Source organism: Vibrio salinus (assembly GCF_021272385.1).
In the GTDB taxonomy this organism is placed as follows: domain Bacteria; phylum Pseudomonadota; class Gammaproteobacteria; order Enterobacterales; family Vibrionaceae; genus Vibrio; species Vibrio salinus.
The window spans coordinates 591928-618032 of sequence record NZ_JAJSDZ010000005.1 but is presented as its reverse complement, the minus strand read 5'-3'; the positions used below and the strand labels follow the sequence as shown (position 1 = coordinate 618032).

Genomic DNA, 26105 nt, shown 5'->3' with positions numbered 1-26105 from the left:
TCCAATCAGCACTTTATTTTTTATTCTTTTAGTGGCACTTTTTCAGTGCCATTTTTTTGAGGTTAGGTTCTGGTGATGAAGAAATTAATTATTACACTGGCGGTCATTGTTTGTCTTTTGTTTACCGCGATAGTGACGTTAGTGCTTGTCGTTGACCCCAATCAGTTTAAGCCTCTTCTGGTTCGGGAAGTCAAAAAGACGACCGGACTGGATTTGTCGATTAATGCTGATATCAGCTGGACGTTTTTCCCGACATTTGGTCTTGAGGTCGGCGATATTGCCCTGAAAAATCCGCACGGTTTTAGCCGGACGAATCTGGTGACGGTGGATACGGTTTCTTTTAATGTCGAATTGCTACCATTACTCGATCATGAGTTACAGGTTGGGGAAGTTAGCCTGAAAGGGGCGGATATTCAACTGGAAAAATTGAAATCTGGCCTGACTAACTATGAATTCAAATCACCTCAGACTCAGACGGAACCTAAACCCCAGATAACCGCCAATGAGAATTCGTCATCCGGCGCTGAAAAAACCAGTGCTGACGAGAAAAAAGAGGCAAATCCTTGGCGTATTTCCGTTGCCGGGGTTGATATTGACCATGCGAAATTTTCCATGATTGATCAGGTGAAAAACAGCAAAACGGATATCAGCGATTTGACCTTCAGTCTGAGTGATTTTCAATTTGATCGCTGGGCACCTTTTTCGTTTGCGATCGCCGGGGAGATGGATCAGCAGGTCTTTCATCTTGACGGTAATGGCGAATTCAAGATTGACCAGCAATTTAAAAAGTATGCACTGCAGAAGATTCACCTCAATACGTCTTATCGTAATCCGGAGTTTGATGTTAATAAAGCCGCTCTGACAATGGCGTCATTTGAACTGGGAAAACCGGGATTGGTTCAGCTATCCGTTACGATGCAAGGGGATAATGTCTCCGGAAAAGTGGAAGGACAGTCGGGGCTGTTGATTGAACCATCAATGAAGACGATTCAACTGTCGGAAATTGCGTTGAATGGTGACTTAACCGGTTCTATGGTACCTGTGAAGCCTTTTAAATTTGATTTTAATTCAAACATAACGGTGAATACAGAGAGTCAACATATTAGTGTCACGATACCGCAGTTCGTCTTGAATGACATGACATTGGATGGTCAGCTTCACGCGACCTTGTCTGATATCCCTAAGGTTCGTTTCGATTTTCATAGTAATAAGCTTGATCTGGATAACTTACTTGCTTCCTCCGGTGCCAGCCCGCAAAAAGCAACGGGCAGCCAAAAGCCGGCGCAGTCTGCATCTGTTTCCGGGACCTCGGTTGAAAGCCGGACATCTTCAGGGTCTGGTGAGCCGGATTTGTCTGTGTTGAAGCAGGTTGATATTGCCGGTTCTGTGCGCATTGATGATGTGAAAGCGAACAATGTGACGTTATCAAATCTGATGACATCAATGCATATCAACAAGGGGAAAGCGGTATTAAGCCAATTCCGGGCCGATTTATATGATGGAACGGTTCAGGCGAAGGGCGTGCTTGACGCGACGAAAAAGCTTCCTGTGTATAACATGGATGCAGATATTGAGAGTGTTCAGGTTCAACCCTTGCTGATTGCTCTCGCTGACAAAGACATTTTAGAAGGGTCCGGTACGATTAAGGCCGTGTTGACGGGTAAGAGTTTATCGACTGATAAGCTAGTGAAAAACCTGGCAGGTACCGTTGATATCGATTTTGCAGATGGTGCGGTTAATGGTATTAATGTGCCGCAAATGATCCGGGTGCAGTATGCAAAATTCAAAGGTGAGCCAATCACCACGGAAGAAGAGGCGGCGAAAAAAACAGACTTTAGCTCCTTAACCGCAACCGTCAATCTGAAAGAGGGGCAGGCCACGACCAATAATCTGAAGATGGCGTCGCCACTTCTTCGTATCAGCGGGAAAGGCAGTGCCAATTATATACAGCAAACAACCGATTTTGTGGTAAGAACCTCATTGGTTAAGTCTCTGGAAGGTCAGGGTGGTCAGGGAATCGATAAACTTCGTGATGTGACGATACCCATCAAAGTCACTGGTCCATGGGCAGAGCCTAAATACCGTATCGTGTTTGATGACGTACTGAAACAAAAGGCGGAGAAAGAACTCGATCGGGGCCTGAAGAAGTTGGACAGCAAGATTAAAGATGAAAAAACCAAGAAGGCTTTAAACAGTTTGCTCAAAGGGTTGCTGAATTAGAGAGGTTCCCCCGGCGCTTCGGCTGGGGGGCTTTTTATTCGGGGAGTTACCAGTCAATGCCTTTTCTGGCTTTTATTCCCGACTCGAACGCGTGTTTCATGTTTTTGACTTCAGAGACGGTATCGGCCAATTCGACCAGACTCCGGTGGGCGGCTCTTCCGGTAATGACAACCGATTGTTCTTTGGGCCGGTTGTTTAATGCTGTGATGACTTCATCCAGCTCAATATAGCCATAATTTGTCATATACGTCAGTTCGTCTAATAAAATAACATCAATGGACTCATCGCAGAGCATCCGTTTACATTCTTGCCAGACACTTTGTGCGGCCGCTGTATCGGTTTCTTTATTTTGAGTCTCCCAGGTAAATCCTGTCGCCATTACATGAAATTCAACGCCTGACTTTTCAAGCAGATTTTTCTCGCCGTTGTCCCATGTGCCCTTGATAAACTGTGCCACCGCACATTTCTGATCATGACCTGTTGCTCTGGTAATGATGCCAAAACCCGCCGTGGACTTGCCTTTTCCATTGCCGGTGATGACTAACAGTAATCCTCTTTCTTCCTGAGCGGCTGCAATTTTGTCATCGACTCTTTGTTTCACTTTTTGTTGCCGTTCAATGTACCTTTGATTTTTTGTGTCTGTCATGACGGTAATCCTTTGATGCCGTGTTTTGTGCATCATAACGCATCTTTAAGGATGCAAAAACCATGAATAACAAGGGGACTAGATGAATTTAAAGCAGGTAATATGAATAAAAAATCGCTCTTGTACCGGAATACAGAGCGATAATTCGTAATAGGATTAACGGGATTCAGGCCGCGTTATAAAGGCGCCGGCCAACAAACAGCGTGTCTTTGAATGCATGGGCAAATTTGGCAAAAGCCAGCACACCGACATCGATAAGTGGCTCGACAATGATAACGCTCATATAGGCGATACCAAATGTTAAAATGCTATGAATGTTATCGGCAGACAATCCCTGTCCATACAGAGCCCAGAACCCTACCCATAAAACAATCCCCCCCTGATAGGTAACAGAAAGGCGCAGTGCCTGATGGTATTTTAAATCCACATAGGCGGTGTTTTTATCGATAACATTGCCGGCCAGAGCGTACATTGCAAACAGGGGTACCAGTAACGTAGTCACATTCATTCCATATTGGGGAAGGTCGAATGGCGCAAAAAACAGCCCCTGAATCAGTAAACCAATGCTTAAGCCAAAACCCGCAGCAGCCGGACCAAACAAAAGGAAAAGCGTGGAACCCAGAATCAGGTGAACTTCCGATACGCCAATAGGATGATGAGGTAATACTTCAAAGAAACAAAAGACAAGGGCAGCACAAATCAGAGAACGAAGAGTCGTGGATAACAATCCCCGTTCTTTTAATTCCTGCCAAAACAGTCTGGTCAGATAGCCAATAGCTGCCGTCGCAGTGGCATAACTTAGTACGATTTTTTCGGGGCTTACGAGCCCTGGTTCAATATGCATGGTTTTCTCCTTTGTTCTACATCCCCGTAGAACATGTTCAAATTGGTCAGAACCGGGTAAGTCTCCGGACTTTACGTTATCACACAAACTGACCTTCCCGGCGAGTTTCCCAGTGGTCAGTTATCATTCTTCCTTAATACGTTTACCGTTGCGGGGGCAGTAACTGCTTCACTTAATCCTTTGAGCAAACAGTTTTCCTTATGATAAATTTTTATCTCCCGGTCCTGTTTTAGAAACAATATGTTCCGCAGTTAGTATATTAGGGGGGACGTGATAGATAATGATATGCATCAAGAGCTGGTAATTTTCAATTAACGGAATGTACAAATTTTATTTACAAATTATTTGCCTGGTACCATGGTATACATAAGTGTAAAGCTTTCAAAAGTTAAATTTTAATGTGTTTGTCTATATCAGATAGTGATGATGAGGATATGAGTAAAACAGATATTCAAAGCATAATAGAGAGTTTTACTTCTATAGAGCAGGCTCTGGATTATTTTGAAATTGGTTATGACAGCCAGTTTATTGATGAGTTTCGGACCCAGTTAATCAAACGGTTTAACGGCTATCTGATTCTGGATAAACCGGAAGACTGGTTTGCTGCCCGCCGTGCTCTGAAAAATGCGTATTGTAAAATTCAGCGTTCCCGGTTGGATAAGCACACCCGTCAGGCCTGCCGTGGGTGTACTACCTGTCAGAGGCGATAAATAAAACGAAATTTCTTTCGGATTCGGGTAGGAAGTTAATCCAGCGGGAGATGGTGACTGGTTTTAATTTCTTTAACAGAGATGTTTGAATGCAGAGCACTGACACCTTTTACCCGTCTTAGCTGACTTATCCGATCATAGTATTCATCTAAATCATGGGCTATCACTTCAACGATGTAATCTGCACCACCAGCGATGCAGTGACACATTGGTATCCAGTCAGTCGATGAAACAAATTGTTCGAAAAAGTCTGTATTTTCAATTTCATGGTTGCTCAGGGTGACCAGAGTAAACCCAACCATACTGAACCCCAGTTTTTTCCGGTTCAGGACGGCGATATATTCTTTGATGTATTCAGAGTCTTCCAGTCTTTTCCAGCGTCTCCAGCAAGGGGTTTCGCTCAGATTCACCTTTTCAGATAACTTACTGTTGCTGATACGCCCTTCGCGCTGGATATGCCTGAGCATGGATAGATCGGTATCATCAAGTGTGTTGTTGGTTAATTCTTGCTTGTTCATGATTATTTTTGAAATATATTGCCCTTTCGTGGGGGGATTATAGCGTAAAAAGCAAATTTATTCCTGCTCAGTTCAATAAACTATTCAGGTCATCAAATGACATTGTACAAAGCTACTTTTGAAAGGAGTTGGGGAATATGAGTACCGAGGTTGTTATTGCATTTTTGTTTTTTTCTATATCAATGTCGATTACACCGGGAGCCGGTAATATCACACTGTTGGGCATCTCAAACCGATATGGCTTTTCTGCGGCTTTGCCTTTTGTTGCCGGGACCTCTTTTGGCGTTTTTATTGTGTTTGGAGGGACCAGCGCCGGATTGATCAGTGTTCTGATGAATTATCCGGAATTGTATTTGATGCTGAAATATATGGGAGCCGTTTATTTACTGTATATTGCCTGGAGTATTACTCAGTTTAAGATGAAAGAAAGCAATAATGAGGATAACGCTGCAGGATTTTTATCCGGGGCACTTGTGCAGATATTAAATCCGAAGGCATGGATTGCTGCAATGACGGTTTTTTCTCAGTTTACCGATATGTCAGGTAATTATTTGATTCAGGTTGTCGTTATTATCGTTACATTTTTAGTTATCGTTACACTGTCCACTCTTATATGGGCGTATTTTGGTTCAGTACTAAAACGTTTATTACAATCTTCACACCAATTGCTTTTGGTCAATCGGTGTTTAGGGGGAACATTAGCATTGACAGTGATTTTTATGCTGGGCCAGCCGTAATAATGGTTAGGTCGTGTTTATTTGAGAGGGATTCAGGTGACTGAATTTGCAAAACGATAGTATTTGATTGTTCCTATTAATTACATAAAAGCAAAAAGGAACAATCATCGTAAAGATTGTAGTGCAATGTAGTAAATAATGTCATTCATATTAAATAATCAGACACAATCATCCTCCTCTGGAAGTAATTTTTTAAAGAAAACAGCCAATGCAAAAGAAGGCCAAATCATAACTAAAGAAATTACAACAGTAAGAGAAGCTAAAACAGAAGCTTCGCTAAAATATTCTAAAGCATTACTTTTTATAATAATATACTGAAAGAAAAAACAACCAATTATCATATATATAGCTAGTCCGTTCATATTGTTATAGTTACCTCTGTTTTTATTATTTAATATTTTTTAAAGTAAGAGGAAGTTGATACTCCTGATAAAATTGAAACAATGGGTTTCATTGTATTACATTATTGCCAACAAAAACGTTATTCTCTCCATAGTTAGGCTATGCTAGTTTTACGTAGTCATTAGTGGAAAAAGCTTTCTTTCGGCTGAGTGATGAGACCAGTGATAAACGGTTTTTGTTCTTATTTAAAAGAGATAAGATGATTTTTAATTTATGAAAAACCAAAGAAATACATCAATACTTATCGTTTGTATGGGCAATATCTGTCGTTCTCCTACCGCAGAGGCTGTTCTGAAATCGAAAGCAGCTGATATGGGGAAAAAAGTTGAAATCGATTCTGCCGGAACCATTGCGTATCATCAGGGGAATCCGCCGGATACCCGGGCCCGGATTGCCGGAGAAAAAAGAGGCTATTCCTTTGACAATATCTTTGCCCGTCAGGTCACGGATAAAGACTATGAATACTTTGACATGATATTGGCTGCCGACCGGGACAACCTCGACGACTTACGTTCTATGTGTCCGCAGAGGTATCAGCCCAAACTGTCACTGTTTTTAAGTCACGGTCATTCTAATTATGAAGAAATTCCGGATCCTTATTACGGAGGAAACCAGGGATTTGAGCTGGTTTTAGACTTAATTGAAGATGCCGCAGAATCGATTTTAAGAAAAGTATAAAACCCGCCGGGTAGCGGGTGTTAATCCGACACGTTTATTAAAGAGAATGGCTGTACTGAATACCGAACATAATGGCATCAGCATGGGTTGTCCCTGTCAGTGTCGAAACGGTTTTGGATTCACTGACATCAACGTCTTTCCCTAACAGGTAGGTAAAACCAACATCGATATTGGACTTCTCTGATAAGTGGTAGGTAAAGCCGGTAGAGAACCATTGTCTGTCTGAGTCAGGAACTGAGATAGAAGTGAGGTTATCCTGTGCGCTTGTGTCGTACATATAGCCAGCCCGAAGTGTCCAGGTGTGGTTCAGATAATACGTTCCACCTATCGCATAATGCCAGCCATCCTGCCACTGATAGCTATTTAATGTTCCGCTTATCTTGGCATTAAGATTGTCAAATTCTGACCATTTAATCCATTGAATACTGTAATGGACAGCAAAATCATTATTCAGGCGGTGGTAACCGGAGAACTCGGCGATGTCCGGCAGAGGAATGATCAGGGTATCTGAGATGCTGGTACCGGAAGCAGTATATCCGGCATAATTAATATCACCATCGGCCTTTAAATCAGGGCTGTAATGGTAATCCAGCCCAAAGCGGTTATTGTCGTTTAACTCGAAAACAGTGCCCAGATTATAGCCGACGGCCCAACCGGCTGCGTCGACATTTAATGCCTCGTCCGGGACTGCAGAAGAAGCCGCCGCCAGTGTTGGCTCAAAGTTACGGGATAACTTCCCTTTTCCATATATGAAGTCCAGACCGGCACCAATGCTCCATTGCTGATTGATGCGGTAAGAACCGGTGAGACCGATATTTAAACTCTGAACATCGGTGTTACCACCATATTCATAGCCCTGATAATTATTATCAAAACTGGTTCTGGTGCCAAAGTTGGAGTAGGTATTTAATCCCCAGGCAAAGCGATCATTCACTGGTACAATCAGGTATAGATTGGGTGCCACGGAAGTGTCGCCAGCGTTGTCATAAGAGGCATCAAGAGTGTTGGCCACTGGATTTTTATAAACACCATCCTTTACTTCAATCATGGTCGAAATGGTTTCCAGACCGATAGAAAAGGAAATGTCATCAAAAAGTGCCATCGCCGCTGGGTTGCGGGCAACAACGGAGGCATTATCCGCAATAACGGCATCACCGGCATAAGCCCGGCCCAGACCGGTAGCAGACTGAGCATTAAGCTGAAAACCGGCAGCACAGACATTAGTGCTGTTAAGCGCACAGAGAGATATTGCAGCGAGCAGAGCTGAACGGCGAAGAACAAAAGATCTATTCATTTAGTTACAAATCCTATCTTTGAGGCAAATACAGATAACCTCAATCCAGCGAATCTTTTTTGAGTAATTACTCAATTGGGCCGGAGATACTATGCGTTTCCTGATGAAAGACAAATCCGACCATTGACCATCTGAATGAAAATTGTGAGTAACACCGTGAAAGAACAGAGAATATCTTTTGGTAACAAAATAGTTCAAAATATCAAAAATGGAATCATATTTTTATAAAATGATCAATCATAGACTTATTTATACAGGAGAGGTGGCTTTTTATTGTGATATGCATTAAATCAAAACAAAATTGATCTAATTCAATATTTAATAGCAGAAAGAAAGTATATTGGTTCATGTCATCTGGTTAGTCGTAAGACTAGCATGTTGAGCAAGATGACACTTCCTTTTGAAGGCTGACTTTACTTTCTCCTAATCAGGAAACTGATTTTCAATTGGCGTAAGTTAATTGTTTTATAATTTCCAACCACACAGTTTTGTGTGGTTTTTTTTTACTTAAAATATATGATCAGGAGTAGTCATACTACCATTTCTGAGTCAGTAGCAAGGTGAGGTGAAAGGTAAAGCAGAATAGAAAGCAAAGATAGGCTCATTTTCATCGTGTCAGACTGAAGTATAACACGATGAAATTTAATAAAGTTATTGGGTTAATCAATATTATATGAAATGACGAAGTCAATGAATAATCTGACTTTCTCGGGAAGATGATCCTTGTGATTATACAGCATATATATTTCCCGGGCATTAGCACTCCAGTCATCTAAGATTCTGATTAGTGACCCGTTTGCAAGATATTCCTTAATCATCACATTTGGCATCAGAGTAATGCCTAACCCTTCTGAACAGGCCATCCTTACCACATCCAGAGTGTTTGCCTGAAAACGTCCCTTATCAGTATTAATGATGGTTTCGCCTTTACTGTTAGCCAATTGCCATTTCATCAGCGGATAGCCCTTTAACAGGGAATGTTCGTGTAATTCTTCTGCATGTGTTGGTGGTGGATTACTAATAAGGTATTCCGGGCTGGCAACTAAAATGTCTTCAACCTGATTAATTTTTCTGGCTATCAGTGACGAATCCCGTTGTGGTCCGACACGGAAAATGACATCCCATTCGGTAGGATCTAACTGATCAGCCATATTATTTGTTGTCAGTTCGAGGTTGATGTCCGGATATCGCTTCATAAACGCATTAAACATTGGCATCATCATTCGCTTAGTCAGATTGGATGGACCTGATATACGAATTTTACCGGATGCACCCCGACACTCGTCGCTGATTTCTTCCGTTGTGACTGAGAGTTGGTGCAATAGTGGAGAACACTCTTTAAAAAACATTTCACCCGCTTCAGTAAGTGATAGTTTCCTTGCGTGGCGGTTGAGAAGGCGTAGATTAAGCGAATCTTCCAACGCTTGAATACGGCGTGTTATCGTGGCAACAGGAATCATCGTCTTACGAGAGGTTGCGGTATAACTGCCATTTTCTACGACTAAGCGAAAGAGATTTAGATCATCTAATTTCATGTCTACGGATACATCTTTATAGGGGGTTCAACTACTGTATACGTAACTAAATTGTAAAATTTTGCGTCATATCAACATGTTTGCTGAAAACTCATTTTTCAATCTTAAAACGAAATTGTTTATAAAATTGTCATATTCCCGAATATTTGTATAAATCCTTTTCTGGTTCTATTTTTAATACAGTGGTTTTAAAAATATCAATAATAAATATTACGATGTTGCAATAATAATAAGTGACTTAAGCTCTAGCTCTGCTATTGGCATTTAGTGAGGTTGTACTATGTTGAAACCAGGTCAGGAACCTAGCAAGGTGGCTTCGGATGCAAAAGCACTTGAAGGCAAAAGAATATTGATTGTTGATGATGATCCTATATTCAGAAGAATTACCGGTGGTTTTTTAACAGCGCAGGGATGTGAAATCTGTGAAGCTGAAAACGGACTTGACGGTCTGAGAAAGCTTAAGTCTACTAGTCCGGACTTAGTAATATGCGACCTTGCAATGCCCATTTTAAATGGTGTTGAATTTGTTGAAGAAGTCAGCATGGCTTATCCCTCTCTTCCTCTGATAGTGGTTTCTGCGACAGAGCAAATGTCAGAAGTTGCGAAAGCCTTGAAGTACGGAATAAGAGATTTTTTACCAAAACCAATTGAAAATTTTTCTCATTTGTCATCAGCAATTATTAATACATTGGAGGACAGTGATAATCATTTAAGTGATTTAAGGGATTTTTCCAGTCAGTGGTTTCGTGTCGACGATGGTGGTGATGTCGAAGAAGAGCAGGAACTGTACTGGCACCTAGAATATCTACAGTCTAATCCGGGCGCGGCCAGACATCTTCTGAAAGCTCTGATGCCTGAAAATGATTCCAAACAGGGAGTCTGGCACTGCAATTACCGGCTTCTTCAGTCTGCTGAAGCAATGCCGGTTGTTTTTGATTACATCTGGCTGATTGACGGACAGTTTGCCTTTTATATTGTGGATGCGGAAAATCATTCTGTTGCTACGACCCTGATGGTCCGGGCTTTGTTTCATGATTATATGCGTAACCTGAAAAGCTACAGAGCCGATCTGAAAGATCTGGCGGAGATTATGGAAAAAGGACTGCAGTGTTCGGATTATACATCGAAGGCGTCAGTGTTACTCGGATTTGCGGATTTAACCTATGGTCAGTTGTCTATCATGCCTGCCGGTCTTGGTTGTGACTGGTCGAACGGTTTGAGCTGTCTGCATATTGAAGGGGGGGCTCATTTAGGTGATCATTGTCTGAAAAATTTTATCACGAAGGATTTGCCTATCAGAAGTAAATCACAAATAACGCTTGATCATCTGGGTGAAGGCTCTTTTGTTCTCGAGTTATCCCGGCAAGATGCCCATTAGATGCCCATTAAGGGATGAAATGTGTTGAGAATACTACTTGTTTTTTCCGGAATGGTGTCCGTTATTCTTGGTGTTCTCGGAATTTTCCTTCCGTTATTGCCAACCACTCCGTTTTTGTTATTAGCCAGTGCCTGCTTTGTTAAAAGCAGTCCAAGGTTTAATCACTGGTTGATAACTCATAAAAAGTTTGGTCCTGTTATTCAAAATTGGCAGACAAACAGGGCAGTGAGTTCTACCGTACGACGAAGAGGTGCTGCGGCCATTGTTGTGAGCTTTTGCTGGTCTATATGGATAGTCCCTCTGGTATGGCTGAAAATCATTCTTTTTTTGGGACTCATGCTGGCTTTAACCTTTTTTCTTCGCCTTCCTGTTAACGACCTGGTTGATTAAAACGGAAAAAATCAATAGCATTACGCCGAAGCGTGCCCACTTCTGACAGTGGGCGTTTGTGTTTTTAGCAGAGTATAAATTGCAAATTATTGCTTTTGCGTAAGGTGTGATGGTTCTGAAACCGTTATACTAAGCACCTCTGAAAATGAAAGTTACAGAAGTTATGACAACCGAAACTATCTCAAAGATTAAAGGCAGCATTAAAACGATTGCTGATTATCCTACTCCCGGCATCCTATTTCGTGATGTAACCAGTTTACTCGAGGATGCAGAAGCCTACCGCGCAACGATTAAGCTATTAGTTGAAAAGTATAAAGACCTTGGTTTTACAAAAGTGGTTGGTACGGAAGCTCGTGGTTTTTTATTTGGTGCTCCGTTGGCGATTGAGCTTGGTATCGGTTTTATTCCGGTTCGCAAACCGGGGAAATTACCTCGTGAAACATTGTCTGAGTCGTATGAACTTGAATATGGAGTGGATACACTTGAGATTCATGTTGATGCGATTGAGAAGGATGATAAAGTGCTTGTTGTTGACGACTTGTTAGCAACGGGTGGTACGATTGAAGCCACTACAAAATTAATTCGTCGTCTCGGTGGTGAAGTCAGCCATGCTGCATTTGTCATCAATCTTCCAGATATTGGTGGTGGAGATCGTCTTAAAAAGTTAGGACTTGAAGTGTACAGCATTTGTGATTTCGAAGGTCATTAATAAAAACAATCGGAATATTGGATGAGTTATCTAGCATTAGCAAGAAAATGGAGACCGGCGGCTTTCTCTGAAGTTGTCGGTCAGGCTCATGTGCTAACTGCATTAGAAAATGCATTAGATCAGAACCGGCTTCACCATGCTTATTTGTTTAGTGGTACCCGTGGTGTTGGTAAAACGACAATTGCGCGTTTGCTTGCTAAAGGACTGAATTGTGAGAAGGGCATTACTTCGCATCCATGTGGTGAGTGTCCGACATGTAAAGAGATCGATGAAGGGCGTTTTGTTGATCTGTTAGAAATTGATGCGGCGTCGAGAACCAAAGTTGAAGATACCCGAGAATTGCTAGATAACGTCCAGTACAAACCAGCCCGTGGTCGTTTTAAGGTGTATTTAATTGATGAGGTGCATATGTTGTCCCGTCATAGCTTTAATGCATTGCTTAAAACGTTAGAAGAACCACCGGAATACGTGAAATTTCTGCTTGCAACCACGGATCCTCAGAAACTGCCGGTGACGATTTTATCCCGTTGTCTGCAATTCCATCTTAAGCCTATTAGTATTGAAAATATTGGTGCTCAGCTAGAGCATATTTTTAACGTCGAATCCATTGGCTTCGAGAAGCGGGCTGTGAGCCTGCTGGCTCATGCGGCTGACGGCAGTATGCGGGATGCGCTGAGTTTATCGGATCAGGCGATATCCTTAGGAAACGGGCAGGTAACGGTCGATCACGTTGCCAATATGCTTGGGACCATTGATACCAATCAGGCCCTGCATATTCTGACTGCGCTAAGCCATAACAATCCCCAGGAAATTATGGAGCAGGTTGACGCTCTTGCCCAAAATGGAACTGACTGGGATGAATTGCTCAAGTCATTAGCAGAGCAGTTACACCGTCTGGCTATGTTTCAGGCTCTGCCGGGGACAATGGATAAAAGTTCCCCCGATAGCGAAAAGATCCGCATACTGGCAAAAGCCATTGCTCCGGAAGAGATTCAGCTTTATTATCAGATTGCGTTGAAAGGCCGGGACGATCTGGCGTTATCACCGACACCGAGAATCGGTCTGGAGATGATTTTATTGCGTATGGTTGCGTTCAGGCCTGCTGAAATCAGTCCTTTGCATGACATTCGTCCTCCGGAGAAATCGACAGATTCGGCAGCCCAGTCAGTAGAGCCGGTATCACCGCTTTCTCAGCCATTGCCTTCCCATGTGGCACCGGAGGTATCTGAGCCGGTTAATGTACCGCCGCCACAGGCGCATTACGAAGGCAATAACAGTGTTGTCCATCCGGAGTCTGAGCCTCTTCAACCGTCACCGGTTCCTCAGCCTGTGGAAAAACACAAAGAAGAAACTGTCCGACCGGTTACCCGTTCTTCTATCGGTGGACTGAGACATCAGTTGCGTTCTCAGCGTCATTCGTCACCAGACAGTGGAAGTCCGCGGGGAAAAAAGTCTGAAGCGGCAGCCAAAAATGCAACGGTTTTTGAAAGGCTGGCAAACATCTCTACTCAAAATGATGTTTCGCCGGCACCTTCACATTCCCAGGCGTCTGTTCCCCCTGTCGAAGAAAAGAGAGACAAGCCTTACCGCTGGACCCCTATGTTACCGGATGAGCCGGAAGATACACAGAGTCAGCAGCTGACGCCATCAGAATTAAAATCAGCGGTTGAACACGAAAAAACGCCCGAAATGACCCGGAAGCTGGTTCAGGAAGTGGCAGAAAAAGATGACTGGGCCCGTCTGATTCAGCAAATGAATATGCCAAAATTAGTGGAACAGCTTGCATTGAATTCTTCATGCGTTCGTGATGGTTCTACTGTTAAACTGACGCTGCGGGCAAATCAGCAGCATCTGAATACTGAAAAAGCGTTTGTTGCACTTCAGCAGGCGATTTCAGATTTATCCGGTGAACCCTGTCATCTGGAGATTACAATTGGAGAACAGGGGGATACCCCTCTGGAATTAAGAGAAAAGAATTATCAGGAAAGGCTGCATCAGGCTTATAACAGCCTTAAGCAGGATGATATTGTTCAGTTTATTGAAACCCGGTTTAATGCAGAATTAGAAAAAGAGACGGTTCGGCCAATCTAACGGGCTCTGAACCACATCGATTTATTGGTTAGGGTTGAATTTTATAATATTACCCCCACAATTAGTGAATCAGTCAACATAGTACTAGAGAGACAGACATGTTTGGTAAAGGCGGTATGGGCAACTTAATGAAGCAGGCCCAGCAAATGCAAGATCGCATGCAAAAGCTTCAAGAAGAAATCGCAAATATGGAAGTAACGGGTGAATCCGGTGCCGGTTTAGTTAAAGTAACCATCACTGGTAGCCACAGTGTTCGTCGTGTCGAAATCGATGATAGCCTGATGGAAGACGACAAAGAAATGCTGGAAGACCTGATTGCCGCTGCGTTTAACGATGCTGCCAGACGTATCGAAGAGACTCAGAAAGAGAAAATGTCTGCTGTTACCGGAGGAATGCAACTGCCTCCTGGTATGAAAATGCCATTCTAATCCTTAAGAAGGTATTCAATGCGGACCAGTTATATGCTGGAGCAGTTGATGGAGGCCTTACGTTGTCTGCCCGGGGTTGGTCCCAAGTCGGCTCAGCGTATGGCCTTTCATTTGTTGCAGCGAGACAGAAAAGGCGGCCTGCAGCTTGCTGAGGCGCTATCCAAAGCCATGACGGAAATCGGTCATTGTCAGGAATGCCGGACGTTTACCGAAGAAGACGTCTGTCATATCTGCAATAATCCTAAGCGGCAGGAAGGTGGGCAACTGTGCGTGGTTGAAAGCCCGGCAGATATTGCGGCCGTTGAAGCCACCGGCCAGTATGCCGGACGTTATTTTGTTCTGATGGGGCATTTGTCGCCTTTAGATGGTATCGGTCCCAGTGACATCGGTCTTGACTTGCTGGATTACCGGTTGCAGAGTGGCGGGATTAAAGAAGTCATTCTGGCAACAAACCCAACAGTAGAAGGGGAGGCCACCGCCCATTACATTGCAGAGCTATGTAAAGAGCATAATGTGCCGGCAACCCGAATTGCCCATGGTGTGCCTGTCGGTGGTGAATTAGAGCTGGTGGATGGTACAACCTTGTCACATTCTATTCTTGGCCGTCAGAAATTATATTAATGCCCGGGGGGCGTGTGATTGGTTAGTGGCGGCTATGTCAGGCTTTCGAGCAAAACTAAATTGTCCAGCGCTTCCTGAGCGGTGTTTCCGCAAACATCGTCACAGGCTTTGAATTTATGGCAGACGGCCGGACGCTCCGGTTTTCCGAATAACCGGCATAAATTTTCTTCATTTAGCTGAACGCAACGAACTCCTGCGGGTTTCCCATCCGGCATTCCGGGAATGGGGGAAGAAATACTCGGTGCGATACAACACGCGCCACAACCAAGCCGACAATTCATTTTATTTTCTCCAGAGCATTTAGGGGCGGAAAGTCTAGCAAAATCGCCGATGAAGGGAAATGATGTTTTTTCAGCTTGAGTTTTCTTTGCCCTATAGGTATAAACAACACCCTCCTGTTTTCAACTCCATACAGAGCGACATTGCCGATGACTTTATTCTGGGAACAAAAAAGTTTAGAAGAGATGACGGAAGAAGAGTGGGAATCTCTTTGTGACGGATGCGGGAAGTGTTGCCTGCATAAGCTCATGGATGAAGACACCGATGAGGTTTACTATACCAATGTGGCCTGCAGTTGGTTAAACAGCAAAACCTGTGCCTGCAAAGACTATCCTAACCGTTTTCAGTCAGGAGAAAACTGTCTGAAACTGTCCCGCGAAAATATCAGTGAGTTTAACTGGTTACCGGATACCTGTGCTTATCGTCTTCTGGCCCAAAATCAGCCATTACCGCCATGGCACCCCCTGATCTCCGGCTCAAAATCGGCCATGCATGCCGCCGGTGAAAGTGTCCGGAATAAAGTGGTGTATGAAATTGATGTGGTTGACTGGGAAGATCATATTCAAAATTTACCTTCATGAACTGAAAATAAGACCTTTAAACGCTGGGAATAGAATGTCCGATATCGTTGATCTGACTGTACGCTCTGCTCCTGACTCGTGCGTAATTCACATAGTCTGTCTATTTTTACATCGTTTGAGTTATCCACTCTGCGGTTATCTTTCATCTTATATCGCTCGGTTCTGGAGATGGAACGTATCGGCGGGTACTCAATGCTCTTAGTTGTGCCGGGAACCGTCTGTGAATGCTTTTTTCACTTTAATACATGATCGGCAATCACTGCCCATAACCACCTTATCTGTCTCGAGCGCAATTCCGTCAGCTTTATAATTAAAGGGGCTATGGCTTTATTCATGATTGCCGGTCATTAACCGGGCTTACTCCCGCTCAGTTACGGCAACAGCTACTCGGGGGCCCAAATTATTATCACCCGTCTTCCCGCAAGCCGACATAAATGTAGCGAGAAACTCAGATGAAGGGTATGCTCGTATCACGAAGATACGATTATTTCGTTGGGATATCAGGGACAGATAGCCTTGTTCAAAGTTATGAATTCGGGATTCAAATGGAATTGTTATGGATTATGCACTGTTTTTAGTCACATGTCTGGCTGCCACCTTTACCCCGGGACCGGCGGTATTATTAGCCGTTAAGAACTCGACTCACTATGGAGTAAGAAAAGCCATGGTAGGCATTGTCGGTAATATGGCCGCAATGATGACATTGGCCGGGTTATCCGCTGCCGGGCTGAGTGCGTTATTAATGGCATCGGATACGCTTTTTACGGTGTTGAAGCTTATCGGTGGCGGATATCTTTTCTATATTGGTATTAAGACCTGGTCAGCGAAGCCAAATCGTTCCGGTTTCAGGAATGATAGCCCGAAATTAAAGGGTCGGGGTATGACAAACCGGAAGTTATTTACTGAAGCGTATCTGACCGGAGTGAGCAACCCGAAAGCGTTGTTATTTTACTCTGCATTATTTCCACAATTTATGGATGTTAATCACCCTGTGTTTGAGCAGTTTTCTTTATTGGTACTTATCTTTTCTGTTTGCTCGTTTAGTGCACTCCTGATTTATGCTGTTGTTGCTGAGCATCTGGTAAACAGCTTGTCAGACGGCAGTGTCGGCAGGATATTTAACAGAATTACCGGTGGGACTTTTATGGCTTTTGGTGGCGTATTAATATTGAGTAACCGATCTTAATATGTGTCTTTATTTGTATTATGGTGTGCCGGTTTGAAAGGATATTTAGATGGAACATGACGAATTTAATCACTTTTGCTGTTCATTTCCGGCAACCAGTCATGTGATTCAGTGGCGAGGTTCGGAAGTATGGAAAGTGGGCGGAAAGGTGTTTGCTATTGGAAGCCGGAATAAACAAGGGCATCCGGTTTATTCCTTTAAAACGTCGGCTATCAATTTTGATTTTCTGAGCGATGCGGAAGGGTACATACCCGCTCCGTATTTTGCCAGTCGTGGCATTAAATGGATTCAGCAAACCGGGACATCCGGAGAGCTTGATGACGATTTAAAGTATTACTTATCGGAGTCCTATCATTTGGTTTCCCTTGGCCTGAGTAAAAGAAAACGTAAGGAACTGGGTATTGATGACCAAAGACGTTGAATATTTATAAGGAAAAAAGATGACTGATTTACCGGATGAGAGTAGTAAACGGTTTATTGCGGTATTGAATAAGAAAATGGACATTGGAAGAACGTTGAATGTTTTGGGGCATCTGAGTGTCGGGTTATCTGATTTATTAGAAACAGGCAGTGCCGAATATGTTGATTACAAGGATATGGATGGAAATTGTCATCCGCACTTATCTCATTATCCATTTATTGTGCTGAAAGCAGATAACTCTAATAAAATCCGGAAAATTCGCGAAGAGGCGTTATCCCGTGGCATTCCGTTTACAGATTTCACTCATACGATGACAGAAGGAGGCTCTGTTCATCAGCAATCGATCACCAATGAGACAAGAGAGACCGATCTTGAATATCTTGGAATATGTCTGTTCGGTCATACTGAAAGTTTGCGTGAATTTACGAAGAAATTCAGTTTATATAAGTAGGGCTTCTGCTTTCAATTATAAATAAGCGGATTCTTACTTTTTAAATGCTGAAAATTTTGGGGCATGTATTCCCTCTTTATGCCATTCAGCCTGCTCTTTACAGAAGATCTGAGCATCCGGTTTTTTCTCTGGTTCGCAATCCAGACTGCCTGCGGGTACGATCAGTGCTTTTCCACTCTTTGACTCGTAGGGTAAGCCTGAACCGCATTCTGTACAAAATACTTTTGAGAATCGTCTGTCAGGGTGTTCATATCTCTTCGTAAACTCTTTGCCCTGTAGCCATGTGATATTATCTGTGCGGGTAAATAAGTTGCTGGCATTTGCTGACCCTGTCATCTTACGGCATTGCTCGCAATAACACAGGAAAAACTGGCTGAAGTCATCTTCAAGCTCAAATTTGACTGCACCACACATACAGCCGCCGGTGATTACCTTGGTCATCATTATTCCCTTTTGCAGTGAAAACCTTCCGGATGAACCATATCATGTTCCTATAAAAGGGAAAAGAGAGAGGAATAGGTGAATATGTTATGACTGAATATGACGGGAAATGGCTTGATCAAAAATATGGATAAGCGGGGAGAGGTTCATGTGAACACCTGCAATGTTGGCTTCCAGCCACTGTTGCCGTGAGATGGAGGGCCAGATAAGCTCATAATCTAATATAAAGAGCATTTCTTCAAAAAATAGCCTCTGCACCCGTCCATTTCCTTCCCGGAATGGATGAAGCAGGTTTATTTCACAGAAAAGATCTGCTACGGATTCAATTAATTGGGATCGATTTGTAATCGTTGACAGCTCTGGTAGTCGTCCGAACAGTTTTTTAGCTTCGGGTTCAATCCGGCTGGAGGTACAAAAACGAGTGTGACCTTTTGAAATATCAACATCTCTGATTTTTCCGGCCCATGAATAAATGTCCTGAAAGAGGTGAAAGTGTAAGTGTTTCAGGTGGTCTAAGGTGAATTCTTCAATGGATGAAATGGTGCTTTTATAGGTCAGATAGCGTTCGGCGGTAAACGCCGCCTCTGCCCGGGCGAGTTTATCTGCATCATGAATATGAAGCAGATTGATTAAAATATCAGTGCCAGCATAGCAATATTTATCATGTCGTGTGGCGTATTTATCTCGCATATTTTTGCTTCAACTCAGTAATCGAGCGATTCTCATCTTTTGTACTCAGTGTCAGTCCTTCATATTGCAGGCTTGTCTTATAGTTATCCAGTTTGGGGGTGAATTTTTTTTTCTTCTCTACCGATAGTTTAGCAGACGTATTCGTCATTCTGACTCCATGTTTGAAAATTAGCCTGTCTCAGCCTGTTTAGTGTAAGGGATATAGTATTTGCAATCAAACCTCGGACAGGGAATGCAAACCCGTGCAGGTAAAGTCTGCATCCCTGTAAAGTATAGTCTTTAGCGGTTTAACCAGGTAACAATATCCTGTTCTTTCGGGACACCTCCGGAATGAACGACTTGCTCATCCATAACGACACCGGGAGTGGACATAACGCCATAATTCATGATCTGTTCTAAATCCGTCACTTTTTCTACGGTGATGTCGATACCTTGTTCCTGAGCTACTTTTTCAATTAATTTGGCTGTATTAACACAGTTGGTACAGCCTGAACCCAGTACTTTAACTATTTTCATTGTTTTCCTCCTAAAAATTCCATATGGATAAATTAAATATCCAACCAATTGCGACAAAATCGACAAGTAATACCAAAAACAGAACACATAACAAACGCCATTGCATCACTTGTTTCAGCATAACGAATTCCGGAACACTGGCTGCTACCGTACTCATACAGAATGCCAGCGTCGTACCGATAGGCATGCCCTGTTTTAACAGGCTTTCCATTATTGGTATGACGCCGGTTGCATTAGAGTAAAGCGGGATACCTAATACAACGGAAACCGGTACGGACCACCATTGTCCGGAGCCTAAATTATTTTCTATCCATCCATCCGGCACAAAACCGTGAAGCGCAGCACCGATACCAACACCGATGATGACCCATTTCCATACCCGACCAACAATGTCAGACATCTCTTGTTTTGCAAATGTATGACGTTCCCGGAATGTCATTGAAGTATTTTCGGATTCCTGCCTGGAGGAGGCAATATTGCTGCCTTTACTGTTTTGCATCGCTTTAGTGACGAAAGGCTGAAGCCAGCGTTCGGCACCAATTGCATCGAGAAACCAGCCGCTTAAAATACCAATGCACATACCGACCAGAACGTATAAAAGCGTAAATTTCCAGCCAAGCAAGCTGAACAGCAGCAGAACAGCGACTTCGTTAATTAACGGTGAAGTGATTAAGAATGCCATAGTGATGCCAAGAGGAATTCCGCCGGAAGTAAACCCGAGAAATACCGGGATGCTTGAGCAGGAACAAAAAGGCGTAATAGTTCCGAAGAAACTGCCGGCAGTGTAGCCAAAGAGGCGTTTTTTACCTGCCAGATAATCCCGTACTTTTTCAACATTCAGTGATGCCCTTACCAAGGCAATCAGATAGATCATGACAACGAGCAGACAGAGGATTTTGCTGACATCTTCAATAAAGAAGTGCACGGCACCGGATAATTTGTGTCCCTGTTCTAATCCGAATAGCTGATACGTGACAACATTGGCAAGCAAGGTAAATATTTCGAACATCTTTTCTCCTTAATATCGGATACTGAGTCAGGATATTCAGTACCGTATTTATTAAGACGTACAGGTGAAGAAAAAGACGCATCATTTTTTCGTCATTTTATTGTTATAGCACTATTCGGAAATAAACATGACGATTGTGTAATTTACCGGGATGGTTTTGCTTTGCCGGGCAGTGGATGTGTCTTTTGGGGAGAAAAGCAGCAGATCTGTTGAGATTCATCGAAACGGATCTGACACTGACATTTTAAAATGTGCTTCAGTTTCTTTCTGGCCCTCTGAATTCGTGATTTTACCGCAGAAGGGGATAGACCATGAGAGGTGGCATAATCCTGTTGTTTCATTCCTTTCAGATCACAGGATTCCAGAATGTCTTTATCTTCAGGGGACAATTTGGTTAATGCTTTAGGTAAGCACTGGGCAAGGTCATCAACCGGCCGGTGTTCATCCTTTTTGTGATGAATCTGGTGCAGGGCATGGTTATCATTGAATCGGAAACGGCTTTGTTTGCGCTGTTCATCCGTTAGTAAGTTACCGGCAACCCGGTAAAGCCAGGCCCTCTGATTTTTTATTGCACAAAATCCGTCTTTTTGCGTCAGTGCTCTGATAAACGTTTCCTGTAATAAATCGGCAGCCAGCTCGTTATCTCCGCTTTGTTTGACGAGCCAGCGGTAAAGATCGGATGTGGCATTCTGCCACGTTTCACTCAGGCAAGGTACTACGCTTGAAAAAGGCTGTTTTCTCATAAATGAGTATATGACCATTAATGAATAAGGTTAGGTTAGATCGAAAATGAACAACGGGCAATCACAAAACCGGTGTTGAATAGTATCAGGTATTGATTTCCGTTCAGATGACACTACTTTTGCCCGTTTTGCTGCACAATGATGGCCTTCAATTCGGAGATTTCCTGCTTGAGTTCGGCCACTTCATTTTCCAGATTGTTCATCATGTGATGATCTTTTCTATCGTCATTATCTTCAAGGAACCATGAGGCGACAAATCCGGTAAAGGTGCCAAATAATCCGACGCCTGCGGCCATCAGAATGGCAGCAATGATTTTGCCTTCATAGGTCACCGGGTAGCAGTCGCCATATCCGACAGTGGTAATGGTAACGAAAGACCACCAAAGTGCATCAACGGCATTGTTAATGTTTGCTCCCTCGACACCTCTCTCAAATTCTAATACGGAGATGGCCCCAAAAATAACTAAGAGGATTGAAACGGATGAGACCAGAGAGAAGGCCCCGTGAACCCGGTTTTGAAACAGATAATGAATGATAACTTTGGTGGAGCGAAGAATTCTTAATACTCTGAAGACTCTGACCACCCGACCATAGTGAAACATATCCAGCATTGGAATACTGGAGATTAAATCAATCCATCCCCATTTCATGAAGGCCACTTTGTTTTTCGCCGCTTTTAGCCGGACGAAAAAATCATACAGAAAGAAGATGCAGATAATATTATCGGTAATATACAGTATTTTTGTGGCAAAAGCGGGGAGAGCAAAAATGCTTTCAATACTGAGAGCGAGCAGTACATAAATGGATAGAATTAATACAAAAATTTGAAATGGGCCGATTGCGAGCTCTTCCGCATTGCTATTTTTCGTTAGCATATTAATCGCCAGTGACTTTTCCGGGAGTTGTTATCAGTGAAGGAGATAACTATACCACGACCACAGTCTCCGGGTCTCTGGTTGGATATCACGAAAGAAAAAAGCTAGTGTGCCGTAACAACTGCTCCGGACGGCACACTAGATGTGAAAACGGTCAAACGATAGCAAGTAGAATGGTACCAATTGTTGCCGCTGCGGAAAGATATTGCCCCGCTGAGTATGATGAATCCTGCTCTTCTTCTGCTTTATCCGGGTGCTCCATGCCAAGTGCCCCATAGGTAAACGACTCTACTTTATCGCCTACGGACTTATCTTTTTCTGCCTCAGTTTTGCTTTCCTTATCTATTTGTTTTAGCGCTTCTAACAGCGCTTTGCCTTCTTTAGACAGCGTGACTTTATTGTCTTCAACCTTCATTAATGAATTGGCTTCTTTTTCCGCTGTTTGTTGCGGCTTCGCCAGTGACTGAGCCTTTACTGACTGAGGCGAATACAATGAAGATGATGAACCTACTTTTACTGGATCCATAACGTCCTCCTACCAGGCTCCTGACTTAGTTATCGGAGTGGTTCTGAAAAACTTGAATAATTTTTAGAGTTTCTGGGTAAAATTCTGATATGGATTATTTAGCAATATGCGTGCCTATTCTGATTTTTTGTAAACACGGATTGAAAAGTCTGCTTCGCAGAGAAAAGATGTCTGATTTTTAATGGATGATTTTATCTCTTCTGAGGCCCGCCAGGCGAAAGGAGTCATTTGTAGTAAATCGAAAGCACTGTTTCCGTCCAGAGACATTGTATAGTGTAATTTTTCGTTTTGGATAAGGCTGAATCCCTCGATAATTTCAGGAGTCTCATCGTGCAGAAGAACGTTTGGATAAATTAATTTTTTTAGCTGAAACAAGTGTTTCCCTGCGGGAGTAACGGTAATGATAATACCATCAGGGGCAAGACAGCGGTTGAGCTCTTCGGTTTTACATGGAGCATAGATACGGATTATTGCCTGAAGGGAATTATCCGGGAAGGGTAAGCGGTGGCTTGAGGCTACACAGAAATGGCAGTCATGATAGCGTTTCGATGCGTACCGGATGGCGACCTTTGAGATATCAAGGCCATATGTTGCTGATGTTGTTTTTTTTTCCTGAAGACGCCGGGAGAATTCATGGGTGTAATACCCTTCACCACAACCAATATCCAGAATACTGATACTTTCCTGGTGGGTATGCATCACCAATTTTTCTGCTACCTTGCTACGCATTTGATCATAATGTCCCTGTTCAAGAAAACGGCGGCGCGCCTGCATCATTTCTTTGTTGTCACCAGGAACTTTGGAACGTTTATGCTGTACCGGCATTAGGTTGACATAGCCTTCTTTTGCAAAATCAAACTGATGATTATTTTGACAGATTAAACCACGTTCTTTTTTTGCCAGTAGGTTATGGCAAAGGGGACATTGATACACGAAAGGACCTCAAAAATTGAATTGTTAGCCGGAACGAGAGTTTACTAAAAAAGGCGGCTGTTTTCCGCCTCTGATCAAGTTATTTTGCTGATATCTGAGTTGAAAGGACATGAGTTTCACCAGGCTGAAGTGTTTGTCCGGCGGACAGACAATTGGAATAGATAACGGATTCAACGCACAGCATGTTCTGGTATCCGTCATTGTTCATATCCGTCATATTCTCAGCCCCATTTTTCCAGGGATTCCAGGCAACAGCAGAGTTATGACCTTCATTCTTGACAACTAACGCCCGGTTCCATGTGTCATCATGGATGGTGATGAGCGATTCTGGCTTGGTATAAACCCGGTCTATAGTATCCGTCAGAATTAGAGTGTCTTCACCAATGCACTCTTTCCCTCCCTGTAAACTGTCCAGATAGTGAGTACCCAGGCCTTTTGTCTGGGTTGTTAAGATATTCCCAACATTAAGGTATGTATGTAATGCTCCGGAAAAAGTCCATGGACGTTCATCGGTATTTTTGACAGTGAGGCTGATATGGGCAGTTTCTTTTATTTCGAAGGTGATCAGTGTTTCAAACTCATATGGCCAAATGTTTCGGGTTTGTTCATTATGCTGTAAAGATAGTTGAATAATAACGCCGGCCTCGTTTTCCCTATGTTCTTTTAACTGCCACTCGGAGGTCCGGGCAAAACCGTGACTGGGCTCTGCGAGTTTGTTGAACCAGGGCCAGCACACTGGGATTCCACCGCGAATAGGCGTTTCGCCATTAAATTGAGCGTCTTTGCTCAGAAATAAACATTCCTGATGGCCATGGGGTTGATATGAGATCAGATGAGCTCCGAAAAGGGATATGGCTGCAGTGGCCTTCTCGTGAAGGATTCTGATGACTTTTACAGTATCAATTTCAACAATACTGATGTTGTCAGACAAAACACTAATTGCCGGTAAGGATAGTAAATTCATGACATCATTCCTTTTATTTGGCGATAGATGATTTACTTTAGAGCTGCTTTTGTATGCAGATCAAACAATAGATACAAAAAAGGCGACACAAGGCCGCCTTTTTTACAAATGTTTAGACTAATCGTCAATTATTTAGAAATGTGAGCGATTAGGTCCAGAACTTTGTTTGAGTAACCGATTTCGTTGTCGTACCAAGATACAACTTTAACGAATTTGTCAGTCAGAGCGATACCAGCTTTTGCATCGAATACTGAAGTGCAAGTTTCACCGATGAAATCCTGAGAAACAACTTGATCTTCAGTGTAGCCAAGAACGCCTTTCAGGTCGCCTTCAGAAGCTTCTTTCATTGCTGCACAAATAGTTTCGTAAGATGCAGCAGTTTTCAGGTTAACAGTCAGGTCAACAACAGAAACGTCAGCAGTTGGTACGCGGAAAGCCATACCAGTTAGTTTGCCGTTTACTTCAGGAAGTACAACACCTACCGCTTTAGCAGCACCAGTTGAAGATGGAATGATGTTTTGAGAAGCACCACGACCACCACGCCAGTCTTTCATTGAAGGACCGTCAACAGTTTTCTGAGTTGCAGTAGTAGAGTGAACTGTCGTCATAAGACCAGATTCGATGCCGAATTTGTCGTTAAGAACTTTAGCAATAGGTGCTAAACAGTTAGTAGTACAAGAAGCGTTAGAAACGATGTCTTGACCAGCGTAAGAATCAAAGTTTACGCCGTTAACGAACATAGGAGTTGCATCTTTTGAAGGACCAGTCAGAACAACTTTTTTCGCACCAGCAGTGATGTGTTTACGAGCTGTTTCGTCAGTCAGGAAGATACCAGTTGCTTCAGCAACTACGTCTACACCGATTGCATCCCATTTCAGGTCTTCTGGGTTACGTTCTGCAGTTACGCGAACTGTTTTGCCGTTAACAATCAGGTTACCGTCTTTCACTTCAACAGTACCGTCGAAACGGCCGTGAGTTGAGTCATATTTCAGCATGTATGCCATGTATTCAACGTCGATAAGATCGTTGATACCAACAACTTCGATATCGTCACGTGCACAAGACGCACGGAAAACAAAACGGCCAATGCGGCCAAAACCGTTAATACCTACTTTGATAGTCATTATAGTTGCTCCACAACTTAATTTCTGATTAAAGATAACTGGTAGTAAAATTACAGAAACCAGCAAAATCTGCAATAGATAATCCGATTTAAATTGTCTAAAGTCAAAAAAAAGCGATGCTTTTTTTATTCAGAGATTGTATATGTTTATTTTTTAAACTTATTT

Annotated in this window: 32 protein-coding genes and 1 riboswitch; of the genes, 14 read left to right on the top strand and 18 right to left on the bottom strand. The window is 43.0% G+C overall.

Translation table 11 applies throughout. The features are described 5' to 3' along the window. Window positions 1-75: 75 nt before the first annotated feature. A complete protein-coding gene (locus LRQ06_RS03005) occupies window positions 76-2220 on the top strand; it encodes an AsmA family protein (RefSeq protein WP_232764959.1) in 2145 nt (714 codons plus the stop codon). A gap of 46 nt (window positions 2221-2266) precedes the next feature. Here LRQ06_RS03005 and cobO read toward each other — a convergent pair whose 3' ends face one another. Together cobO and LRQ06_RS02995 are read right to left on the bottom strand one after the other, a co-directional pair. Further along, entirely contained in the window at window positions 2267-2866 is a 600-nt protein-coding gene (gene cobO / locus LRQ06_RS03000) for a cob(I)yrinic acid a,c-diamide adenosyltransferase (RefSeq protein ID WP_232764958.1), read from the bottom strand. A 166-nt stretch (window positions 2867-3032) separates the two neighbouring features. Then, window positions 3033-3710: an energy-coupling factor ABC transporter permease gene (locus LRQ06_RS02995; protein WP_232764957.1), complete on the bottom strand. Its 678-nt coding sequence runs from the start codon at window positions 3708-3710 to the stop codon at window positions 3033-3035. A gap of 38 nt (window positions 3711-3748) precedes the next feature. Further along, window positions 3749-3947, bottom strand: a riboswitch (cobalamin riboswitch). Between the two features lie 197 nt (window positions 3948-4144). Between LRQ06_RS02995 and nifW the strand changes: the two genes are divergently transcribed. Then, window positions 4145-4420 carry a nitrogenase-stabilizing/protective NifW family protein gene (nifW, locus tag LRQ06_RS02990; RefSeq protein ID WP_232764956.1) on the top strand — a complete coding sequence of 92 codons (276 nt, stop codon included), beginning with the start codon at window positions 4145-4147 and terminating at the stop codon, window positions 4418-4420. A gap of 35 nt (window positions 4421-4455) precedes the next feature. Here nifW and LRQ06_RS02985 read toward each other — a convergent pair whose 3' ends face one another. Continuing rightward, entirely contained in the window at window positions 4456-4938 is a 483-nt protein-coding gene (locus tag LRQ06_RS02985) for an Lrp/AsnC family transcriptional regulator (protein WP_232764955.1), read from the bottom strand. 137 nt (window positions 4939-5075) lie between these two features. Here LRQ06_RS02985 and LRQ06_RS02980 point away from each other — a divergent pair, with 137 nt between their 5' ends. After that, window positions 5076-5675 (top strand): LysE family translocator, encoded by a 600-nt coding sequence (locus LRQ06_RS02980; RefSeq protein ID WP_232764954.1) that lies wholly within the window; start codon window positions 5076-5078, stop codon window positions 5673-5675. Between the two features lie 158 nt (window positions 5676-5833). On the opposite strand, the gene LRQ06_RS02975 is transcribed toward LRQ06_RS02980, so the two are convergent. After that, complete coding sequence (locus tag LRQ06_RS02975) at window positions 5834-6037, bottom strand: hypothetical protein (protein ID WP_232764953.1); 204 nt, start codon at window positions 6035-6037, stop codon at window positions 5834-5836. Between the two features lie 253 nt (window positions 6038-6290). Here LRQ06_RS02975 and LRQ06_RS02970 point away from each other — a divergent pair, with 253 nt between their 5' ends. Next, window positions 6291-6755, top strand: a complete 465-nt coding sequence (locus tag LRQ06_RS02970) for a low molecular weight protein-tyrosine-phosphatase (protein ID WP_232764952.1) — start codon at window positions 6291-6293, stop codon at window positions 6753-6755. A gap of 37 nt (window positions 6756-6792) precedes the next feature. On the opposite strand, the gene LRQ06_RS02965 is transcribed toward LRQ06_RS02970, so the two are convergent. After that, entirely contained in the window at window positions 6793-8049 is a 1257-nt protein-coding gene (locus LRQ06_RS02965; RefSeq protein ID WP_232764951.1) for an outer membrane protein transport protein, read from the bottom strand. A 659-nt stretch (window positions 8050-8708) separates the two neighbouring features. Beyond that, a complete protein-coding gene (locus LRQ06_RS02960; protein WP_232764950.1) occupies window positions 8709-9584 on the bottom strand; it encodes a LysR family transcriptional regulator in 876 nt (291 codons plus the stop codon). A 280-nt stretch (window positions 9585-9864) separates the two neighbouring features. Between LRQ06_RS02960 and LRQ06_RS02955 the strand changes: the two genes are divergently transcribed. The 6 genes from LRQ06_RS02955 (at window position 9865) to recR (ending at window position 15201) form a co-directional block, all read left to right on the top strand. Then, window positions 9865-10962 carry a response regulator gene (locus LRQ06_RS02955; protein ID WP_232764949.1) on the top strand — a complete coding sequence of 366 codons (1098 nt, stop codon included), beginning with the start codon at window positions 9865-9867 and terminating at the stop codon, window positions 10960-10962. A gap of 21 nt (window positions 10963-10983) precedes the next feature. Next, the gene (locus tag LRQ06_RS02950) at window positions 10984-11352 is read left to right on the top strand and encodes a YbaN family protein (RefSeq protein WP_308218811.1); all 369 of its coding nucleotides are present in this window, start codon (window positions 10984-10986) and stop codon (window positions 11350-11352) included. A gap of 163 nt (window positions 11353-11515) precedes the next feature. After that, window positions 11516-12061: an adenine phosphoribosyltransferase gene (gene apt / locus LRQ06_RS02945; protein ID WP_232765461.1), complete on the top strand. Its 546-nt coding sequence runs from the start codon at window positions 11516-11518 to the stop codon at window positions 12059-12061. A 21-nt stretch (window positions 12062-12082) separates the two neighbouring features. Beyond that, a complete protein-coding gene (dnaX, locus tag LRQ06_RS02940; RefSeq protein WP_232764948.1) occupies window positions 12083-14152 on the top strand; it encodes a DNA polymerase III subunit gamma/tau in 2070 nt (689 codons plus the stop codon). Between the two features lie 98 nt (window positions 14153-14250). Then, window positions 14251-14580 (top strand): YbaB/EbfC family nucleoid-associated protein, encoded by a 330-nt coding sequence (locus LRQ06_RS02935; RefSeq protein ID WP_232764947.1) that lies wholly within the window; start codon window positions 14251-14253, stop codon window positions 14578-14580. Window positions 14581-14598: 18 nt separating this feature from the next. Then, on the top strand, window positions 14599-15201 hold the full coding sequence (gene recR, locus LRQ06_RS02930; protein ID WP_232764946.1) for a recombination mediator RecR: 603 nt from the start codon (window positions 14599-14601) through the stop codon (window positions 15199-15201). Window positions 15202-15233: 32 nt separating this feature from the next. Here recR and LRQ06_RS02925 read toward each other — a convergent pair whose 3' ends face one another. Beyond that, the gene (locus LRQ06_RS02925) at window positions 15234-15482 is read right to left on the bottom strand and encodes a YkgJ family cysteine cluster protein (protein ID WP_232764945.1); all 249 of its coding nucleotides are present in this window, start codon (window positions 15480-15482) and stop codon (window positions 15234-15236) included. 147 nt (window positions 15483-15629) lie between these two features. Between LRQ06_RS02925 and LRQ06_RS02920 the strand changes: the two genes are divergently transcribed. From LRQ06_RS02920 to LRQ06_RS02905, 4 genes are all read left to right on the top strand, one after another. Beyond that, a complete protein-coding gene (locus LRQ06_RS02920; RefSeq protein WP_232764944.1) occupies window positions 15630-16061 on the top strand; it encodes a YcgN family cysteine cluster protein in 432 nt (143 codons plus the stop codon). A 556-nt stretch (window positions 16062-16617) separates the two neighbouring features. Beyond that, window positions 16618-17247 carry a LysE family translocator gene (locus tag LRQ06_RS02915; protein ID WP_232764943.1) on the top strand — a complete coding sequence of 210 codons (630 nt, stop codon included), beginning with the start codon at window positions 16618-16620 and terminating at the stop codon, window positions 17245-17247. A 49-nt stretch (window positions 17248-17296) separates the two neighbouring features. Then, entirely contained in the window at window positions 17297-17668 is a 372-nt protein-coding gene (locus tag LRQ06_RS02910; RefSeq protein ID WP_232764942.1) for an MmcQ/YjbR family DNA-binding protein, read from the top strand. A 19-nt stretch (window positions 17669-17687) separates the two neighbouring features. After that, complete coding sequence (locus LRQ06_RS02905; protein WP_232764941.1) at window positions 17688-18119, top strand: DUF2000 domain-containing protein; 432 nt, start codon at window positions 17688-17690, stop codon at window positions 18117-18119. Between the two features lie 33 nt (window positions 18120-18152). Here the strand turns inward: LRQ06_RS02905 and LRQ06_RS02900 are convergent, their stop codons facing one another. From LRQ06_RS02900 to gap, 11 genes are all read right to left on the bottom strand, one after another. Beyond that, a complete protein-coding gene (locus LRQ06_RS02900; protein WP_232764940.1) occupies window positions 18153-18563 on the bottom strand; it encodes a GFA family protein in 411 nt (136 codons plus the stop codon). Between the two features lie 84 nt (window positions 18564-18647). Beyond that, window positions 18648-19250 carry a Fic/DOC family protein gene (locus tag LRQ06_RS02895; protein ID WP_232764939.1) on the bottom strand — a complete coding sequence of 201 codons (603 nt, stop codon included), beginning with the start codon at window positions 19248-19250 and terminating at the stop codon, window positions 18648-18650. Beyond that, entirely contained in the window at window positions 19240-19398 is a 159-nt protein-coding gene (locus LRQ06_RS02890) for a hypothetical protein (RefSeq protein WP_232764938.1), read from the bottom strand. Before LRQ06_RS02890 ends, LRQ06_RS02895 begins: the two co-directional genes overlap by 11 nt. A gap of 131 nt (window positions 19399-19529) precedes the next feature. Continuing rightward, the gene (locus LRQ06_RS02885) at window positions 19530-19766 is read right to left on the bottom strand and encodes a thioredoxin family protein (protein WP_232764937.1); all 237 of its coding nucleotides are present in this window, start codon (window positions 19764-19766) and stop codon (window positions 19530-19532) included. Between the two features lie 10 nt (window positions 19767-19776). After that, window positions 19777-20775, bottom strand: a complete 999-nt coding sequence (locus LRQ06_RS02880) for a permease (protein ID WP_232764936.1) — start codon at window positions 20773-20775, stop codon at window positions 19777-19779. Window positions 20776-20918: 143 nt separating this feature from the next. After that, window positions 20919-21518, bottom strand: coding sequence for a sigma-70 family RNA polymerase sigma factor (locus LRQ06_RS02875; protein WP_232764935.1), 600 nt, complete (start codon window positions 21516-21518; stop codon window positions 20919-20921). A gap of 113 nt (window positions 21519-21631) precedes the next feature. Next, window positions 21632-22393, bottom strand: coding sequence for a potassium channel family protein (locus LRQ06_RS02870; protein WP_232764934.1), 762 nt, complete (start codon window positions 22391-22393; stop codon window positions 21632-21634). A 154-nt stretch (window positions 22394-22547) separates the two neighbouring features. After that, window positions 22548-22919: a hypothetical protein gene (locus LRQ06_RS02865; RefSeq protein ID WP_232764933.1), complete on the bottom strand. Its 372-nt coding sequence runs from the start codon at window positions 22917-22919 to the stop codon at window positions 22548-22550. 114 nt (window positions 22920-23033) lie between these two features. Next, window positions 23034-23852: a 23S rRNA (guanine(745)-N(1))-methyltransferase gene (rlmA, locus tag LRQ06_RS02860; protein ID WP_232764932.1), complete on the bottom strand. Its 819-nt coding sequence runs from the start codon at window positions 23850-23852 to the stop codon at window positions 23034-23036. A gap of 79 nt (window positions 23853-23931) precedes the next feature. Then, window positions 23932-24816, bottom strand: coding sequence for a D-hexose-6-phosphate mutarotase (locus tag LRQ06_RS02855; protein WP_232764931.1), 885 nt, complete (start codon window positions 24814-24816; stop codon window positions 23932-23934). A 128-nt stretch (window positions 24817-24944) separates the two neighbouring features. Then, on the bottom strand, window positions 24945-25940 hold the full coding sequence (gap, locus tag LRQ06_RS02850) for a type I glyceraldehyde-3-phosphate dehydrogenase (RefSeq protein WP_232764930.1): 996 nt from the start codon (window positions 25938-25940) through the stop codon (window positions 24945-24947). Between the last annotated feature and the right edge of the window lie 165 nt (window positions 25941-26105).

What these genes read in the sequence shown, in the direction of transcription:
- LRQ06_RS03005 (WP_232764959.1), top strand. Translation starts at nt 76, where the DNA reads ATGAAGAAATTAATTATTACACTGGCGGTCATTGTTTGTCTTTTGTTT.
- cobO (WP_232764958.1), bottom strand. Translation starts at nt 2,866, where the DNA reads ATGACAGACACAAAAAATCAAAGGTACATTGAACGGCAACAAAAAGTG.
- LRQ06_RS02995 (WP_232764957.1), bottom strand. Translation starts at nt 3,710, where the DNA reads ATGCATATTGAACCAGGGCTCGTAAGCCCCGAAAAAATCGTACTAAGT.
- nifW (WP_232764956.1), top strand. Translation starts at nt 4,145, where the DNA reads ATGAGTAAAACAGATATTCAAAGCATAATAGAGAGTTTTACTTCTATA.
- LRQ06_RS02985 (WP_232764955.1), bottom strand. Translation starts at nt 4,938, where the DNA reads ATGAACAAGCAAGAATTAACCAACAACACACTTGATGATACCGATCTA.
- LRQ06_RS02980 (WP_232764954.1), top strand. Translation starts at nt 5,076, where the DNA reads ATGAGTACCGAGGTTGTTATTGCATTTTTGTTTTTTTCTATATCAATG.
- LRQ06_RS02975 (WP_232764953.1), bottom strand. Translation starts at nt 6,037, where the DNA reads ATGAACGGACTAGCTATATATATGATAATTGGTTGTTTTTTCTTTCAG.
- LRQ06_RS02970 (WP_232764952.1), top strand. Translation starts at nt 6,291, where the DNA reads ATGAAAAACCAAAGAAATACATCAATACTTATCGTTTGTATGGGCAAT.
- LRQ06_RS02965 (WP_232764951.1), bottom strand. Translation starts at nt 8,049, where the DNA reads ATGAATAGATCTTTTGTTCTTCGCCGTTCAGCTCTGCTCGCTGCAATA.
- LRQ06_RS02960 (WP_232764950.1), bottom strand. Translation starts at nt 9,584, where the DNA reads ATGAAATTAGATGATCTAAATCTCTTTCGCTTAGTCGTAGAAAATGGC.
- LRQ06_RS02955 (WP_232764949.1), top strand. Translation starts at nt 9,865, where the DNA reads ATGTTGAAACCAGGTCAGGAACCTAGCAAGGTGGCTTCGGATGCAAAA.
- apt (WP_232765461.1), top strand. Translation starts at nt 11,516, where the DNA reads ATGACAACCGAAACTATCTCAAAGATTAAAGGCAGCATTAAAACGATT.
- dnaX (WP_232764948.1), top strand. Translation starts at nt 12,083, where the DNA reads ATGAGTTATCTAGCATTAGCAAGAAAATGGAGACCGGCGGCTTTCTCT.
- LRQ06_RS02935 (WP_232764947.1), top strand. Translation starts at nt 14,251, where the DNA reads ATGTTTGGTAAAGGCGGTATGGGCAACTTAATGAAGCAGGCCCAGCAA.
- recR (WP_232764946.1), top strand. Translation starts at nt 14,599, where the DNA reads ATGCGGACCAGTTATATGCTGGAGCAGTTGATGGAGGCCTTACGTTGT.
- LRQ06_RS02925 (WP_232764945.1), bottom strand. Translation starts at nt 15,482, where the DNA reads ATGAATTGTCGGCTTGGTTGTGGCGCGTGTTGTATCGCACCGAGTATT.
- LRQ06_RS02920 (WP_232764944.1), top strand. Translation starts at nt 15,630, where the DNA reads ATGACTTTATTCTGGGAACAAAAAAGTTTAGAAGAGATGACGGAAGAA.
- LRQ06_RS02915 (WP_232764943.1), top strand. Translation starts at nt 16,618, where the DNA reads ATGGATTATGCACTGTTTTTAGTCACATGTCTGGCTGCCACCTTTACC.
- LRQ06_RS02910 (WP_232764942.1), top strand. Translation starts at nt 17,297, where the DNA reads ATGGAACATGACGAATTTAATCACTTTTGCTGTTCATTTCCGGCAACC.
- LRQ06_RS02905 (WP_232764941.1), top strand. Translation starts at nt 17,688, where the DNA reads ATGACTGATTTACCGGATGAGAGTAGTAAACGGTTTATTGCGGTATTG.
- LRQ06_RS02900 (WP_232764940.1), bottom strand. Translation starts at nt 18,563, where the DNA reads ATGATGACCAAGGTAATCACCGGCGGCTGTATGTGTGGTGCAGTCAAA.
- LRQ06_RS02895 (WP_232764939.1), bottom strand. Translation starts at nt 19,250, where the DNA reads ATGCGAGATAAATACGCCACACGACATGATAAATATTGCTATGCTGGC.
- LRQ06_RS02890 (WP_232764938.1), bottom strand. Translation starts at nt 19,398, where the DNA reads ATGACGAATACGTCTGCTAAACTATCGGTAGAGAAGAAAAAAAAATTC.
- LRQ06_RS02885 (WP_232764937.1), bottom strand. Translation starts at nt 19,766, where the DNA reads ATGAAAATAGTTAAAGTACTGGGTTCAGGCTGTACCAACTGTGTTAAT.
- LRQ06_RS02880 (WP_232764936.1), bottom strand. Translation starts at nt 20,775, where the DNA reads ATGTTCGAAATATTTACCTTGCTTGCCAATGTTGTCACGTATCAGCTA.
- LRQ06_RS02875 (WP_232764935.1), bottom strand. Translation starts at nt 21,518, where the DNA reads ATGAGAAAACAGCCTTTTTCAAGCGTAGTACCTTGCCTGAGTGAAACG.
- LRQ06_RS02870 (WP_232764934.1), bottom strand. Translation starts at nt 22,393, where the DNA reads ATGCTAACGAAAAATAGCAATGCGGAAGAGCTCGCAATCGGCCCATTT.
- LRQ06_RS02865 (WP_232764933.1), bottom strand. Translation starts at nt 22,919, where the DNA reads ATGGATCCAGTAAAAGTAGGTTCATCATCTTCATTGTATTCGCCTCAG.
- LRQ06_RS02855 (WP_232764931.1), bottom strand. Translation starts at nt 24,816, where the DNA reads ATGAATTTACTATCCTTACCGGCAATTAGTGTTTTGTCTGACAACATC.
- gap (WP_232764930.1), bottom strand. Translation starts at nt 25,940, where the DNA reads ATGACTATCAAAGTAGGTATTAACGGTTTTGGCCGCATTGGCCGTTTT.